The 14,549-nt window shown below is 66.1% G+C and carries 16 protein-coding genes and 1 tRNA gene; 13 read left to right on the forward strand and 4 right to left on the reverse strand.

Annotation, left to right across the window (positions count from 1 at the left end; genetic code table 11):
• Positions 1–30 precede the first annotated feature (30 nt).
• From BZF59_RS16355 to BZF59_RS11335, 5 genes are all read left to right on the forward strand, one after another.
• Positions 31–234, forward strand: coding sequence for a hypothetical protein (locus BZF59_RS16355; RefSeq protein ID WP_211277388.1), 204 nt, complete (start codon positions 31–33; stop codon positions 232–234).
• Positions 231–2,138 (forward strand): hypothetical protein, encoded by a 1,908-nt coding sequence (locus tag BZF59_RS11320; protein ID WP_245806124.1) that lies wholly within the window; start codon positions 231–233, stop codon positions 2,136–2,138. The genes BZF59_RS16355 and BZF59_RS11320 overlap by 4 nt, the downstream gene beginning before the upstream one ends.
• Entirely contained in the window at positions 2,138–3,025 is an 888-nt protein-coding gene (locus BZF59_RS11325; RefSeq protein ID WP_086608334.1) for a tyrosine recombinase, read from the forward strand. The genes BZF59_RS11320 and BZF59_RS11325 overlap by 1 nt, the downstream gene beginning before the upstream one ends.
• 9 nt (positions 3,026–3,034) lie before the next feature.
• Positions 3,035–3,979, forward strand: coding sequence for an acetyl-CoA carboxylase carboxyltransferase subunit alpha (locus BZF59_RS11330; protein ID WP_086608335.1), 945 nt, complete (start codon positions 3,035–3,037; stop codon positions 3,977–3,979).
• A 138-nt stretch (positions 3,980–4,117) separates the two neighbouring features.
• Positions 4,118–5,530 carry a M48 family metalloprotease gene (locus BZF59_RS11335; RefSeq protein WP_245806125.1) on the forward strand — a complete coding sequence of 471 codons (1,413 nt, stop codon included), beginning with the start codon at positions 4,118–4,120 and terminating at the stop codon, positions 5,528–5,530.
• Positions 5,531–5,642: 112 nt separating this feature from the next.
• On the opposite strand, the gene BZF59_RS11340 is transcribed toward BZF59_RS11335, so the two are convergent.
• Positions 5,643–5,822, reverse strand: a complete 180-nt coding sequence (locus BZF59_RS11340) for a Flp family type IVb pilin (protein ID WP_086608337.1) — start codon at positions 5,820–5,822, stop codon at positions 5,643–5,645.
• A gap of 101 nt (positions 5,823–5,923) precedes the next feature.
• Positions 5,924–6,103: a Flp family type IVb pilin gene (locus BZF59_RS11345; protein ID WP_086608442.1), complete on the reverse strand. Its 180-nt coding sequence runs from the start codon at positions 6,101–6,103 to the stop codon at positions 5,924–5,926.
• Between the two features lie 104 nt (positions 6,104–6,207).
• Here BZF59_RS11345 and BZF59_RS11350 point away from each other — a divergent pair, with 104 nt between their 5' ends.
• Both BZF59_RS11350 and BZF59_RS11355 read left to right on the forward strand, forming a co-directional pair.
• A complete protein-coding gene (locus BZF59_RS11350) occupies positions 6,208–6,624 on the forward strand; it encodes a (deoxy)nucleoside triphosphate pyrophosphohydrolase (protein WP_086608338.1) in 417 nt (138 codons plus the stop codon).
• A 55-nt stretch (positions 6,625–6,679) separates the two neighbouring features.
• A tRNA-Arg gene (locus tag BZF59_RS11355) sits at positions 6,680–6,756 on the forward strand.
• A gap of 94 nt (positions 6,757–6,850) precedes the next feature.
• On the opposite strand, the gene BZF59_RS11360 is transcribed toward BZF59_RS11355, so the two are convergent.
• Positions 6,851–7,240: a metallopeptidase family protein gene (locus BZF59_RS11360; protein WP_086608339.1), complete on the reverse strand. Its 390-nt coding sequence runs from the start codon at positions 7,238–7,240 to the stop codon at positions 6,851–6,853.
• 205 nt (positions 7,241–7,445) lie between these two features.
• Between BZF59_RS11360 and folE the strand changes: the two genes are divergently transcribed.
• From folE to BZF59_RS11380, 4 genes are all read left to right on the forward strand, one after another.
• Positions 7,446–8,072 carry a GTP cyclohydrolase I FolE gene (gene folE, locus BZF59_RS11365; RefSeq protein ID WP_086608443.1) on the forward strand — a complete coding sequence of 209 codons (627 nt, stop codon included), beginning with the start codon at positions 7,446–7,448 and terminating at the stop codon, positions 8,070–8,072.
• Positions 8,073–8,230: 158 nt separating this feature from the next.
• A complete protein-coding gene (locus tag BZF59_RS11370) occupies positions 8,231–8,719 on the forward strand; it encodes a c-type cytochrome (protein WP_086608340.1) in 489 nt (162 codons plus the stop codon).
• Between the two features lie 6 nt (positions 8,720–8,725).
• Positions 8,726–9,415: a cytochrome b/b6 domain-containing protein gene (locus BZF59_RS11375; RefSeq protein ID WP_086608341.1), complete on the forward strand. Its 690-nt coding sequence runs from the start codon at positions 8,726–8,728 to the stop codon at positions 9,413–9,415.
• Positions 9,412–9,900 (forward strand): hypothetical protein, encoded by a 489-nt coding sequence (locus BZF59_RS11380; protein ID WP_086608342.1) that lies wholly within the window; start codon positions 9,412–9,414, stop codon positions 9,898–9,900. The genes BZF59_RS11375 and BZF59_RS11380 overlap by 4 nt, the downstream gene beginning before the upstream one ends.
• 88 nt (positions 9,901–9,988) lie before the next feature.
• Here the strand turns inward: BZF59_RS11380 and BZF59_RS11385 are convergent, their stop codons facing one another.
• Entirely contained in the window at positions 9,989–10,468 is a 480-nt protein-coding gene (locus BZF59_RS11385) for a peroxiredoxin (RefSeq protein WP_086608343.1), read from the reverse strand.
• Positions 10,469–10,651: 183 nt separating this feature from the next.
• Between BZF59_RS11385 and ahcY the strand changes: the two genes are divergently transcribed.
• A complete protein-coding gene (ahcY, locus tag BZF59_RS11390) occupies positions 10,652–12,076 on the forward strand; it encodes an adenosylhomocysteinase (protein ID WP_086608344.1) in 1,425 nt (474 codons plus the stop codon).
• A gap of 101 nt (positions 12,077–12,177) precedes the next feature.
• Positions 12,178–14,538 carry a PAS domain-containing sensor histidine kinase gene (locus tag BZF59_RS11395; RefSeq protein ID WP_086608345.1) on the forward strand — a complete coding sequence of 787 codons (2,361 nt, stop codon included), beginning with the start codon at positions 12,178–12,180 and terminating at the stop codon, positions 14,536–14,538.
• The last annotated feature ends 11 nt before the right edge of the window (positions 14,539–14,549 follow it).

Raw genomic sequence — 14,549 nt, forward strand, 5'->3', positions numbered from 1 at the left:
GGCCTATAGATGGGCTAGGGCACGCGCAATATGCGAAACCTGCGCCGCACTTCACTCTCCCCGACCGGTCTTGGTGAGACCCGTGGGCCTGCTGTTTCTGCCGGCCGCCGCCGCTGGCTGCTGGTGGCGCTGCTCGCGGCAGTCGCGCTGCTGGTGCTGGCGTGGTTCGATGGGGGAGAAGAGCCGCTCCATCCGATCGCGCAGGATGTCGCCTTGCCCGAGTTGCAGCCGTGATCGCGCCGCACGGGTCGCGCCGCTTGCGGGTGAGCGTGCTGGCGCTGGGCGTGGCGGGCTTGCTCGGTGGCGCGGGTCTGGCGGGCATTGCCGGGGCGCAGGGTAAGCCCGAATCGATTCTGCCACCCGGGTTCGATGATCCGGCTCCGCGCCCGAGCCCATCGCCAGCGCCCGCGCCGCAAACCGTTCCTGCTCAACCACCCGCTTCGCAGCCCGGCGCTGCGCCCCTGCCAGCTGTGCCGGTCGATCCGGCCACGCTTCCGCCCTTGCCGAGCATCAGCCGACAGGATCTCGCCCGGCTGCCCAGCATCGAAGAGCTGGAGAACATGTCGACCGACGAGCTCGACCAGCTGCTCGGCCTGAAGCCCAAGTCCGATATTCCGCCGGGTGCTCAGCGCGCGCTCACCCGCGTGGGCGTGCTGGCAGCGGACGAGGGCGGGCTGCCGCCCGTGGCGCTGCTCAACCAATCGGACACACTGGTGCGCGCGGTGCTGGCGGGGACGCGTGGGCCGATGGTGTCGCGCTGGGGGCACATCCTGCTGCGCCGCACGCTGGCGAGCCGCCTCGCTGCACCGCTCGGTATGGACCCGGTCGAATTCGCGGCGCTGCGGCTGGGCGTGCTCAACGCCATGGGAGAATTCACGCTCGCCCGCGCGGTGGCGCAGGATATCGACAGCGCCAAGTGGTCGCCCGCGCTCACGCAGGAGGCGCTGACCGCCTATCTGGGCAGCGGCGACATCACCGGCGCTTGTCCGGCGGTGCGCCTGCAAGGCTCTGCGCGTGACGACGGCGAGTGGCAGATGTGGCAGGCAATCTGCAACGCCTATGCGGGCGAGGCGGCGCTGGCGGCCTCGCAGCTCGACCGGGCGCTGGGGCGCGGTGTCGCGCCGCGGATCGACGTGCTGCTGGCGCGGCGCTTTGCCGGGGCGGCGGGCCGCGGCCAGCGCGCGGTCGAGATCGAGTGGAAGGGTGTGGAAGACCTCAACCCCTGGCGCTTCGGCCTTGCCACCGCGCTCGGCGAGCCGGTGCCTGCGCCGCTGCTCGACGGCGCGCTGGCGGCCAAGGGCGGAGGCTATTACGCGCGCTCAGCCGCGCTGCTGCCGATGCTTCCCGCGACCCAGCGCGCCGCCCATGCAGGGCGTGCCGCGCGCGAAGGGATCCTGTCGGCCGATGCGATGGTCGATCTGTTTTCCGAGGTCTATGCCGATCCCGCCGCTACCGGCGATCCCCAGACCTACGCCGCGACTTTGCGAGAGGCCTATGTCGCCACTGAGCCTGCGGCACGCATCGCCGCGATGCAGCGCTTGTGGGACGACGGAGCCAAGCTGGGTGGCGGGGATGGCTACGGCGGGCGGGTGATGACCGCCTATGCCGCCGCGCGCATCCCGGCGACGGAGGATCATGCCGACGCCGCCGGAGCGCTGATTGCGGCGATGCTCACTGCGGGGCTCGATGCCAATGCGGCGCGCTGGGCCAATGTCACGCCCGAAGGCTCGCTCGGCTGGGCTCTGCTCGCGCTCGCCGCGCCGGGCGGTGGGCCGGTGGGGCAGGGCGCGGTCGAAACCTTCATCGGCGATGATGACAGCGCGGGTAGCCGCAAGTCGGCCTTTCTGGTGGCGGGCCTTGCCGGGCTGGGCCGGCTCGATCAGGGCGATGCCACCGCGCTGGCGGGCGATCTCGATTTTGACCTCGCGCGCCAGACCCGCTGGACCCGCGCCATTTCGCGCGCGGCCGACGTGGGCAACCCGGTGCTGGTGAGCCTGCTGGCCGGGCTTGGGATGCAGGGAGCGAGCTGGTCGCAAATGACCCCGCTGCATCTCTATCACATCGTCTCCGCGCTCAACCGCGCGGGGCTTTCCGCAGAGGCCCGGATGATCGCCGCCGAGGCGGTCGCGCGCGGGTAATGTCCGCGAGCACCGACGCGTTCCTCGCCATGCTGGCGACCGAGCGCGGCGCGGCGGCGAACACGCTGGCGGCCTATCGCCGCGATCTGGCGCAGGCTGAGGAAGCGATCGGCGATCTGGCCGAGGCAGACCGCGACGCCGTTGCCAGCCTTTCCGGCGAATGGGCCGACCTCGCCCCGGCCAGCGTCGCGCGCAAGGCCTCGGCGCTCAGGCAATTCTTCGGCTTTGCCATCGACGAGGGCTGGCGCAGCGACGATCCCTCGGGCGCGCTCCCCGCGCCGCGCTCGCGCCGACCATTGCCCAAGGTACTGGTGCACGACCAGATCGCGGCCCTTTTCGCCCGCGCCGAGACGGAGGCAGCCAGCGAAGAACCCAAGGCGGTGCGACTGCTCGCCCTGATCGAGCTGCTCTATGGATCGGGCCTGCGCGCGACTGAACTGGTTAGCCTGCCGCTCAGCGCCGTGCCGCGCGATGCGCCGTTCCTGACGGTGACGGGCAAGGGCGGCACGACCCGGCTGGTGCCGGTCGGTGCGCGCGCCTTGGAGGCGCTGAGCCGCTGGGTGACCCTGCGCCCGCAGGCGGAAACTTCCCGCTGGCTGTTCCCCTCGGGCAAGGGGCAGCACCTCAGCCGCGTGCGCTTGTTCCAGCTGCTGAAGGCGCTCGGTGCGCGTGCGGGACTTGAGCCGGCCGGCATCAGCCCCCACGTGCTGCGCCACGCCTTCGCCACCCACCTGCTCGAAGGCGGCGCGGACCTGCGCGTGCTGCAAACCCTGCTCGGCCATGCCGACATTTCCACCACGCAGATCTACACCCACGTCGATGCCGCGCGGCTGGTCGCGCTGGTCAATTCCCGCCATCCGCTTGCAACCCGCGCAACATCAGACTAGCGCCGGGCCATGATTTCCTACCTCGATTTCGAGAAGCCGGTCGCCGCGCTCGAAGAGCGCATCACCCAGCTGCGCAGCGTCAACGCGCTGCATGACGTCGACGTCGCCAGCGAGATCGGGCGGCTCGAGGCCAAGAGCACCGAGCTGCTGGCCAGCACCTATGCCTCGCTCACCCCGTGGCAGAAGACCCAGGTCGCCCGGCACCCGCAGCGTCCGCATTTTCATGACTATGTTTCTCATGCCTTCAGCGACTTCATGCCGCTGGGCGGAGACCGGCTGTTTGCCGATGACCTCGCTATAATGGGGGGCTTTGCGCGGCTCAATGGCCGCCGCGTGATGCTGATCGGACACGAAAAGGGCAACGACACCAAAAGCCGGATCGCGCACAATTTCGGCATGGGCAAACCCGAAGGCTACCGCAAGGCGATCCGCCTGATGGAGCTCGCGAGCCGATTCGGCCTGCCGGTGGTGACGCTGGTCGATACTTCCGGCGCCTTTCCGGGGATCGAGGCCGAAGAGCGCGGCCAAGCCGAAGCCATCGCCCGTTCGACCGAAGCCTGCCTCGCGATCGGCGTCCCGATGGTCGCCGCGATCGTGGGCGAGGGCGGATCGGGTGGCGCGGTCGCGCTTGCCAGCGCGAACCGCGTGCTGATGATGGAACACGCGGTCTATTCGGTGATCAGCCCTGAAGGCTGCGCCTCGATCCTGTGGCGCACCAGCGAAAAGGCGCCTGAAGCCGCGCAGGCGATGAAGGTCACCGCGCAGGATCTCAAACGCATCAAGGTGATCGACCGAATCGTGAAGGAACCTGTCGGCGGCGCGCACCGCGATCCGGCGGCGGCGGCGCGGATGCTGGGGCAGGCGCTCAGCGAAGAAGTCGAACAGCTCGCCGCAAAGTCGCCGACAGAATTGATTTCGGCACGTGAGGAACGTTTTCTCGCCATAGGCGGTTAAGGGCGCTCCAAGCATGCTGGTGCGGCTCTCGCCCTGCGGCGTGCGGCCTTGACTGAATGATGCGGGAGAAGACCGATGGTACGAAATGTACGTAAGATGCTTGCTTTTGGGGCAGCCTCACTGACGCTGGCCGGGTGTATGGCCCCCGGTGGATCGATTCCCTCGGCCTCTACCCCGATCACCCAGACCGAAGCCGAGATGGGCGCGAAGTATCATCCGCAATTCCTTGCCGAATTCGGCGGCGCGATGACCGGCAGTCACGCGCAATATGTCGAGCAGGTGGGCAAGAATATCGCGGTGCAGTCGGGCCTCGGCAATGCGCGCGAGAGCTTTACGGTGAGCCTGCTGAACTCGCCGGTGAACAATGCCTTCGCGGTGCCGGGCGGCTACATCTACACCACCCGCCAGCTGGTGACGCTGATGAACAACGAAGCGGAACTTGCGGGCGTGCTCGGCCACGAAGTCGGCCACGTTGCCGCGCGTCACAGCCAGCGGCGCCAGCAGGCGGCGCAGCGCAACACGCTGCTGGGTGGCGGACTCGCGATCCTGTCGGGTCTGCTGCTGGGCGATTCGGGCCTCGGCAACACCCTGTCGCGCACCTTTCTCGAAGGCTCGCAGCTGCTGACGCTGAAATTCTCGCGTCAGCAGGAGCTTGAGGCCGACGATCTGGGCATCCAGTATCTCGGCAAGGCCGGTTATGATCGGCGCGCGATGGCTACTGTGCTCGCCAGCCTTGCCGCGCAGAACGCGCTCGATGCACGGCTTGCCGGGCGCAATGCCAGTGTGCCCGAATGGGCATCGACCCACCCCGATCCCGCCAGCCGGGTGCAGGGCGCCTTGTCGAAGGCCAATGCGGCGGGCGCCGGCGGTGTCACGAATCGCGACACCTTCCTCACCCGGATCGACGGGCTGCTCTATGGCGACGATCCGGCGCAGGGGATGATCGAAGGCAGCACCTTCATCCATCCCGAACTGATGCTCGCCTTCACCGCGCCCCAGGGCTTCTACATGGTCAACGGCACGCGCGCGGTGAGCATTCAAGGGCAGGGCGGGCAGGCGCAGATGACCACTGCGGCCTATTCGGGTAATCTGGAAACCTATGTGCGCCAGCAGTTTACCGCGCTTGGCGGGCAGAACAACCAGCTCGCGCCTGCGCAGATCCAGCGGACCACGGTCAACGGGCTGCCGGCGGTCTACGGCACGGCGCGGGTGAACAACGGCAATTCCCAGGTCGATGTGGTGGTCTTCGCCTATGAATTCGGTCGCAATCAGGCGTTCCATTTCAGCGCGATCACGCCTGCGGGCAAGGCCGGGACCTTCAATTCGATGTTCCAGTCGATGCGGCGAGTCACCTCGGCTGAGGCCGGTGCGGTGGTGCCGAAGAAGCTGCAGGTGGTAACCGTGGCTCGCGGCGAGACCGTGGCGACCCTTGCGCGGCGGATGGCCTATCCGTCGGCGCAGGAAGAACGCTTCCGGGTGCTCAATGCGCTGGGCAGCAGCGACACAGTGACGCCGGGCCAGAAGGTCAAGCTGGTGGTGCGCACGCGCTAGCTTGTTCGGTTCGCTTGCGCCACCGAAGGTCGCAATCCAAACAAACACTCCAAACAACAAAAAACGGCGGGGATTGCTCCCCGCCGTCTTCGTGTTGCCTTGCGGCCGACGCTTAGTTGGCGTCGATGCCAGCCTGCATTTCGCTGTCGACCTCGTTGAAGGTTTCTTCGAGGGTTTCACCGAGGGTGGTCATGGCGGTGATCGCGGCGACGGCGATCAGAGCGGCGATCAGGCCGTATTCGATGGCGGTGGCGCCCTGCTCGTCACGGATCAGCTTGTTGAAAAACTTCATGGTCGGTCTCCTGGTTGGTCTTCGGTAATCCTGCCCGTCCATCGGGTGGTTCGGACATTTGTTCGATTAGGGGGAAATTCTTTCGAAAACCCTAACCGCGGTTAGTTTGTCATTGCATCGACACTACGTGTTTCGACTTCGTCCCACATGCGCGTGGTGGTCCCCGAAACCCCCAGAAGGGCACCGAGTATCGCGATAACAATCAAGGAAACGATCAGGCCGTATTCCACAGCGGTTGCACCCGCAGTGTCATGCTGGAGCCGCTTCAGGAAATTGACCATCGTGACCCCCGTTCTTGGCGTGTCGTTGTCTTGACGATCCCTAGATCGGCGACGAACCTTAAGAAAAAGTTGAAAGAGGGCGATCAATTGGAAAGAAAACCGACATGACCGGGGGCTGGATCGCGGTGGTGGCCGGGGCGCTGGTGCGGGCGGATGGGCGTTGGCTGATGCACCAGCGGCCGCAGGGCAAGCACCATGCCGGGCTGTGGGAATTCCCTGGCGGCAAGGTGGAAGCTGATGAAATGCCTTTGCAATCCCTCAAACGCGAACTGACGGAGGAACTCGGGATCGCGTGCCATGCGCAGGCCTGCACACCCACCGGATTCGCGACAAGCGCTGCCGCCGAGGGTCATCCGGGGCTTGTCATCCTGCTTTACACCGTCAGCGGCTGGGACGGCGAGCCGCAGGCGCTGGAGGGTGGGGGTGTGGGCTGGTTCACGCCTGCCGAGGTGCTTGCCCTCGCGAAGCCCCCGCTCGACGTGGCGCTGGCCGCAAGGCTCTTTGCAAATATCCCGAATTAGGCCTAAGCCCCCTTGCCAAGGCCGGACGACCCCCTTAAAGGGCCCGCTCCAGTGCGCACCCGTAGCTCAGCTGGATAGAGCATCAGACTACGAATCTGAGGGTCGGACGTTCGAATCGTTCCGGGTGCGCCAACAAAGCCCGTTGTCTCGCAAGAGGCGGCGGGCTTTGTCGGTTCTGGGGGCGCGACTCGCTGGGCAGGGCGGGAGACCGCCGATTCGCGTCAGCTCAATCCCCGACACTGTCCTCGAGCGCGTGCATGTCGTCATCCGAAAGGCCGAAGTGATGGCCTGCCTCGTGGATCACCACATGACGCACCAGCGCCGCAAAGGTGACTCCGGTTTCCTCCATCTCCGCCAGCAGCGGTTGGCGGAACAGGGTGATGACCGGCGGCAACCCGTCGCTGTCCCATTGCGACCGCTCGGTCAGGGCGATGCCTTCATACAGGCCGGTGAGATCCCAGGCGTCCTCTATGCCGAGCGAATCGAGCTGCTCGTCGCTCGCAAATTCCTCCACCCGCAGCACCACGCCCGCCAGCTCGCGGCGGAACACCTCGGGCAGCCGCGCCAGCACCGCGCGGGCGGCGGCTTCGAATTCGGCAGCTGAGGGCTCATGCATGATGTTTTCGCGTCCTTTTCGGGGCGGCAGGGGATGCATTGCCGCAAATGGCTCTTACATTAACCTTGTGGCGGTCTGCATCCCCCGCGCGTATCTCCCGTAACTATACGGGGAACGCCGGGGACGCTGGCGGGTTACCATGTCGCGGGATCGACAGGAGAGGGGGCTCCTTGCAGAGCCGATGCATCAAGAAAGACTCATGGCCATGAACTATATCTCCGCCCACGATCACGACGACGAGTTCGATCCTGAAAACCCCCTCGGCAAGCCCGAGGTGCCCGAAGAGGTGCAGGCCGCGATCCGCACGCTGATCGCCTGGGCTGGCGACGATCCGGCCCGTGAAGGTCTGCTCGACACCCCCAAGCGCGTCGGGCGCGCGTGGCTGGAATATTGCGAAGGGTACAAGGAAGATCCTGCTGTCCACCTCACGCGCCAGTTCAGCGAAGTGGGCGGGTATGACGAGATTGTGCTGTTGAAGGACATCCCCTTCCAGTCGCATTGCGAACACCACATGGCGCCGATCATCGGCAAGGCGGCGATCGCCTATCTGCCGAAGAACAAGGTCGTCGGCATCTCCAAGCTCGCCCGCGTGCTGCACGGCTATGCCAGCCGCTTGCAGATTCAGGAGCGGCTCACTGCCGAGGTCGCGCAGTGCATCTGGGACCATCTCGACCCGCACGGCGTGGCAGTGGTGATCGAGGCGCAGCACGGCTGCATGACCGGGCGCGGGGTGAAGACTCCGGGCGTGGGCATGATCACGAGCCGCATCCTCGGCTGCTTCCTCGACAATGACAGCAGCCGCAAGGAAGTGATGAGCCTGATGGGCTACTAGCCCCTAGGTCTTCTGACCTGTTGCGAGTGACAGTTTGAACGGTTGCTACGCGGGGCGCTTTCCTTGGGGACAGCGCCCCGTTTTCGCATTTGCTGTCAGCGTCAAAGCAGCTTAGCCTTGCAGACAGAGCCGCCGAGGCCTGCCCAAGGAGACCCGCAATGCTGTCGATGTCCGCCCGCCATCTGTTTGTAGCCGCTTCGTTGAGTCTCGCCCTTGCCGCCTGTTCCGGCGCGGATGGCGGCGATGCGGCGGCTGAGGCGCCGCCGGTGATCAAGGAGCGGCACGACAATTTCGAAGAGATCGGCGATGCCTTCAAGGCGGTGCGGGGCGAGCTCGAAAAGGACGCGCCCGATTTCACGCTGATCGCCGCCAAGGCCAATGACATCAACGCCCGCGCGATGAAGATCGAAGGCCATTTCCCGGCCGGCACCAGCACCGAAGATGGCTTCAAGACCGAGGCTTTGCCCGCGATCTGGCAGAAGCCCGAAGAGTTCAAGGCCGCCGGGCAGAAGCTGATCGACGAAAGCGCCAAGCTCGTCAGTGTGGCCGAAGGCGGCGACAAGGCGGCGGTCAGCGCGCAGGCGATGGCGATGGGCGGCGCGTGCAAGGGCTGCCACGACCAGTTCCGGCTCGACGACAAGAAGTAGGCGCCGATGGACGACACGGCGCCAGCCGCCACGGCGCGGCCGCAGGACGTGCGCGTGTGGGATCCGCTGCTGCGGCTCACCCACTGGAGCTTCCCGATCCTGATCCCGGCGATGTGGTGGACGGCGGAAAACTCCAAATGGGCGCTGCACCGGCAAATCGGGCTGGTGCTACTCGGCATCCTCACGTTCCGGGTGCTGTGGGGCTTTGTCGGGCCGGAGACCGCGCGGTTCTCGCAATTCGTGAAGGGGCCGGGGGCGGTTATGGCCTATCTGCGGGGCGACAGCAGTGTCGGCCCGGCGATCGGCCACTCCCCGCTGGGTGGGTGGAGCACTGTCGCGCTGATCGGGGCGATGCTGCTGCAGGTCGGCATGGGGCTGTTCGCGGGCGATCCCTATGACGGGATGACCGGTCCGCTCAACAGCCTCGTCGGGGTGATGACGGCGGACACGATCACCGAATGGCACGAGACCTTCTTCAACGTGCTGCTCGGGTTGATCGTGCTGCATCTGGCCGCGATCACCTGGTATGCGGTGAAGGGCGATGATCTGCTGAGCCCGATGGTGGGCGGCGCTCGGCCGCCGATGGCGGGCGTGGCCGGGATCGGGCCGCTGCCGTGGGTGAAGGGGCTGATCGCGGTGGCGCTGGCGGCGGGGTTGGCGCTGTGGATCGCCTATGGCGCGCCGCCGCTGACATGACCGGACGTTTGCCCGAGCAGGTCAAGGCCTTGTCGCTGATGGCGCGCAGGCTTGCGGCTTTGACGCTATTGGCTTTTTTGCCCAACGGGCCTGCCGGTGCCGATGACAAAAGCTGGCAGGAAGGTTTCCCGCAGAACTGCATTTTTCCCGCTGATGGCCTCGAAGAACCCGAGCCTTGCCAAAGTTTCCACCGGCTGTCCGATCGTCGCTCTGATGATGGCGAGGTCTACGTGATCTATGAATACAAGTGGACCAGCGCCGATGGTCGGGAGGTTGTCTACACGCCGGACATCGGCGGCTTTGCGATGAGCCGGTTCACCATCGGCACGCTGCACGACAACCGTTATGACGGGGGGCGCACGTTCAAGCCGGCTGTCAGTCACACATTGCACCGGGACAAGACCGTGATCGGTGCGCCTGGCGAATTGTATCTCTTTGCCGTGTGTGACGAATACGCTGATGGGAAGCCGTATAACTGCGACTGACCCGGTTCGCGGTCCCTGCCGGCTCCAACGCAAAAGGGGCGCCCCGTTGCGGGAGGCGCCCCCTTTCTTTGGGCTTGCCGGAAAAGCCTCACAGCTGGCCGAGCAGGTGCTCCGCGCTCGAGACCTTGAAGTCGCCCGGTTCTTCAACGTTGAGCTGTTCGACCACGCCGTCGTTGATCACCATCGAAAAACGCTGCCCGCGCTTGCCGAGGCCGAAGCCGGAACCGTCCATGGTGAGGCCGATGGCTTCGACGAATTCGGCATTGCCGTCGGCCAGCATGGTGATGTCGTCGCTGCCGGCGGCCTTGTTCCAGGCGCCCATGACGAAGGCATCGTTGACTGCGGTGCCGACGATCTCGTCGACGCCCTTGGCCTTCAGTTCATCGGCTTTCTCGACGAAGCCGGGGAGGTGACGGGCCGAGCATGTCGGGGTGAAGGCGCCCGGCACGCTGAACAGCGCGACCTTCTTGCCCGCGAAATAGTCCGAGGACTTGACCGGCTGCGGCCCTTCGGCGGTGGCCTTGATCAGGGTGACTTCGGGGATCTTGTCGCCAACGGAAATGGTCATGGTGTGCGTGTCCTCTCTGGGGTGTGTCGGGCGCTCTCTATCCTGCGCGCGGCGGGCGAGCAACAAATAGACATATAAAGATAAGTTTATATTTGCCTCGCGCAGCCTATGTCGCTAGGGGGCTAGGCATAAGCAGACCGCTCGCCTCCGCGGGCCCGCTTCTGCGCTTAGGAGATTGATTGCATGGCCACCCTCGCTGCCACCCCGACCACCGAATATGTCATCAAGGACATCGCGCTCGCCCCCTTTGGCCGCGACGAGATCATGATCGCCGAGACCGAAATGCCCGGCCTGATGGCGCTGCGCGAAGAGTATGGCGCCTCGCAGCCCCTGAAGGGCGCGCGCATCACCGGCTCGCTGCACATGACCATTCAGACCGCGGTTCTGATCGAGACGCTGGTGGCGCTAGGCGCCGAAGTGCGCTGGGCGACCTGCAACATCTTCTCGACCCAGGACCACGCCGCTGCTGCGATCGCTGCCAGCGGCATTCCGGTCTTCGCCATCAAGGGCGAAACGCTGGGCGAGTACTGGGACTACGTGGGCCGCATCTTCGACTGGGCTTCGGAAGCTGACCCTGACCTTACCTGCAACCTGATCCTCGACGATGGCGGCGATGCCACCATGTTCGCGCTGTGGGGCGCGCGCATCGAAGCGGGCGAGGAAATGGGCGAGCCGACCAACGCCGAAGAAATCGAATTCCAGCGCGCGCTCAAGGCCTTCGTCGCCGCCAAGCCGGGCTACCTCACCAAGACGGTGAAGGCGATCAAGGGCGTGTCGGAAGAGACCACCACGGGCGTGATGCGCCTCTACCAGATCGCCAAGCAGGGCAAGCTTCCCTTCCCGGCGATCAACGTGAACGATTCGGTCACCAAGTCGAAGTTCGACAACCTCTACGGCTGCAAGGAATCGCTGGTCGACGCGATCCGCCGCGCCACCGACGTGATGCTGGCCGGCAAGGTCGCCTGCGTTGCCGGTTACGGCGATGTCGGCAAGGGCTCGGCCGCTTCGCTGCGTGACGGCGGCGCGCGCGTGATGGTCACCGAAATCGACCCGATCTGCGCGCTTCAGGCGGCGATGGACGGCTTCGAGGTCGTCACCATGGAAGACGCGGTCAAGCGCGCCGACATCTTCGTCACCGCCACGGGCAACGAGGACGTCATCACCGCCGATCACATGATGAGCATGAAGCCGATGGCGATCGTCTGCAACATTGGCCACTTCGACAGCGAGATCCAGATTTCGGCTCTGTCGAACTACGACTGGAAGGAAATCAAGGAAGGCACCGACCTCGTCACCTTCCCCGATGGCAAGTCGATCATCATTCTCGCTAAGGGCCGTCTGGTGAACCTCGGCTGCGCCACCGGCCACCCGAGCTTCGTGATGAGCGCGAGCTTCACTAACCAGACGCTGGCGCAGATCGAGCTGTTCACCAAGGCGGACGAATACCAGAACGACGTCTACGTCCTGCCCAAGCATCTCGACGAAAAGGTCGCTGCGCTGCACCTCGAAAAGCTGGGCGTGAAGCTGACCCAGCTGTCGAACAAGCAGGCAAGCTACATCGGCGTGCCGCAGGCCGGCCCGTTCAAGCCCGACCACTACCGCTACTAAGCCACACAAACCGCCCGCTCCGCCCCGTTTTTTCACGGGGTTGGGGGCGGGCGGTGCTTCCCCCGTTGCACTCCCGTGCGTGCGCGCATAGCGGAGGAGCGATGGACCTCTCGCCCCTTTCGCTGGTGCTGATTGCGCTCGTGCTCGCTGCCTGGGCGGTGGGGGCGGGCGCTGTCGTGCTGCGCGCGAACCGCAGCGTGAAGCGCGCCAAGGCGATGCGCACCAGTCTGAAGCGGATGCAGACCCTGCTCGATCTCGCACCGGCGCTGCCGCTGCTGGTCAGGGTCGACGGGCGGATCGAGGCGCCTGACCGGCTGGCGCGGATGCTGGGGCTGCCAACAACGCCCAAATATCTCTCCGAACTCGCCGCCCCCCCCGGCACGCCGCGCGCGGGCGGACTGGCGCAGGCGCAGGTCGATCAGCTCTGGAGCAAGATCCAGACCACCCAGAAAAGCGCCGCGCCCTTTCGCATGGCGATCAATCTGCCGAACTCGCAGCGCTCCCTTGCGCTCTACGGCACGCTTGCCGATCCGCAGGTCTCGCCCGGCGGCGCAGCGCTGGTGTGGGTGTTCGACTTTACCGAGAGCCACGCCGAAATGGCCCGCCTGCGCGCTGCCGCCGCGCGCGCCACGGGCGATTTTGCCGCGCTGGTGGGGCTGATCGAGGCTGCGCCCATGCCGATGTGGTTCCGGGGCAGCGATCTCACCCTGCAACTCGTCAATCAGGCCTATGTCGATGCTGTGGGCGCAATGACCGCCGCCGAAGTGGTGCAGAGCCAGATCGAGCTGCTCGAGCCCGAGGACGGCAGCTCCCCCGGCGAGATCGCGGGGGCGACCCTTCAGAGCCAAGACAAGTCCGAACGCATTGTCACCGCCACCATCTACGGCGCGCGGCGCACCTTGCGGGTGTCCGATCTGCCGCTGGGGCAGGAAGGTGTGGCAGGCTACGCCATCGACATCGAGGAGCAGCAGCAGGTCGCGCGCGATTTCCGCGCTTTCCGCGATGCCCAGCGCGCGCTGCTCGATCAGCTCTCGGTGGGGGTGGCGCTGTTCGATGCCGAGGAACGCCTGACCTTCGCCAACCGGCCCTTCCGCCGCCTGTTCAGCCTGATGGATGACGCGGTTGAAGCCCACACCCCGTTCGACCGTTTCCTCGCCGAAGCGCGCGAACGCGGGCGCACGCCTGAAGTGCGCGATTTCCCCGAATGGCGGCGCGAGCGCACCGGATGGTTTGCCTTGCGCGAAAGCTTTGAGGAGGCTTGGCCGCTCCCCGGCGGCACCCACTTGCGAGTCGTCGCCCAGCCGATGCCCGACGGGGGCCTCGTGCTGATCACCGAGGACCGCACCGAAAGCCTTGCGCTCTCCGCCGTGCGCGACACCCTGCTGCGCACCCGCACTGCCACGCTCGACAGCCTGTTCGAGGCGCTGGCGATTTTCGCGCCCGATGGCTCGGTGCAGCTCTGGAACCGCAGCTTTGCAGGCACCTGGGGCCTCACACCCGAATTGCTCGATCAGCATCCAAGTGCCGATGAACTGCTGAGCGCGATCGGGCGCAATCTCGTGCGCCCCGAAGAGGCAAGCCTGATCGGCGCGGCGGTGCGCGCGGCGACGCTCGACCGGCGCGAGAAGGAGGGCAAGGTAGACCTCGCCGACGGGCGCACCCTGCGGTTCGCCGGGATTCCGCTGCCCGATGGCAATGGGCTGCTCACCGTGCTCGACATCACCGCCTCGCAAAAGGCCGAGCAGGCCCTGCGCGAACGGGCCGAGGCGCTGGAGGAGGCCGACGCGGTCAAGGCGCGCTTCCTTGCCAACATGAGCTACGAATTCCGCACGCCGCTGACGACAATCGGCGGCTATGCCGAGCTGCTGAAAAGCGGTGCGGCGGCCAATCCCGAAGCTGCGGGCGAATATGTCGATGCCATCCTCAGCGCGGTCGAGCGGCTGACCGAGCAGGTCGAAAACGTGCTCGACCTGTCGCAATCCGAGGCCGGGCTGCTGCCGATCCGCAAGGAGCGCATCGACCTGCTCGATCTGCTGACTACGCTTGTGCGAGAGCGCGAGGAGGCGATCATCACTGCCGGGCTCAGCCTCGACCTCAAGGGCCGCCGGGGCCGGGTGATCGAAGCCGATCCGCGCCAGCTGGGCCGGGCGCTCGGCAATCTGATCGACAATGCCGTGACCGGCACGCCCGATGGCGGGCGGATCGTGATCGAGTTGCGCAAGGCGCCCGAAGAAAGCGCGGCAACGATGGAGATCAGTATCGCCGACGATGGTCGGGGCATGACCTCGCAGGAGTTAGCGCGCGCGCTGGGCGGGTTGAAGCCCGACAAGGACGCGCCGCCCGAAAAGCGCACCGGCCTCGGCATTCCGCTCGCACGCCAGCTGATCGAGGCGCACGACGGCACGCTCGATATCGCCAGCCGCAAGGGCGCAGGCACCACCGCGCTCATTCGCCTGCCGTAATGGAAGCGCGC

It is taken from the genome of Erythrobacter donghaensis (assembly GCF_002155425.1).
In the GTDB taxonomy this organism is placed as follows: Bacteria; Pseudomonadota; Alphaproteobacteria; order Sphingomonadales; family Sphingomonadaceae; genus Erythrobacter; species Erythrobacter donghaensis.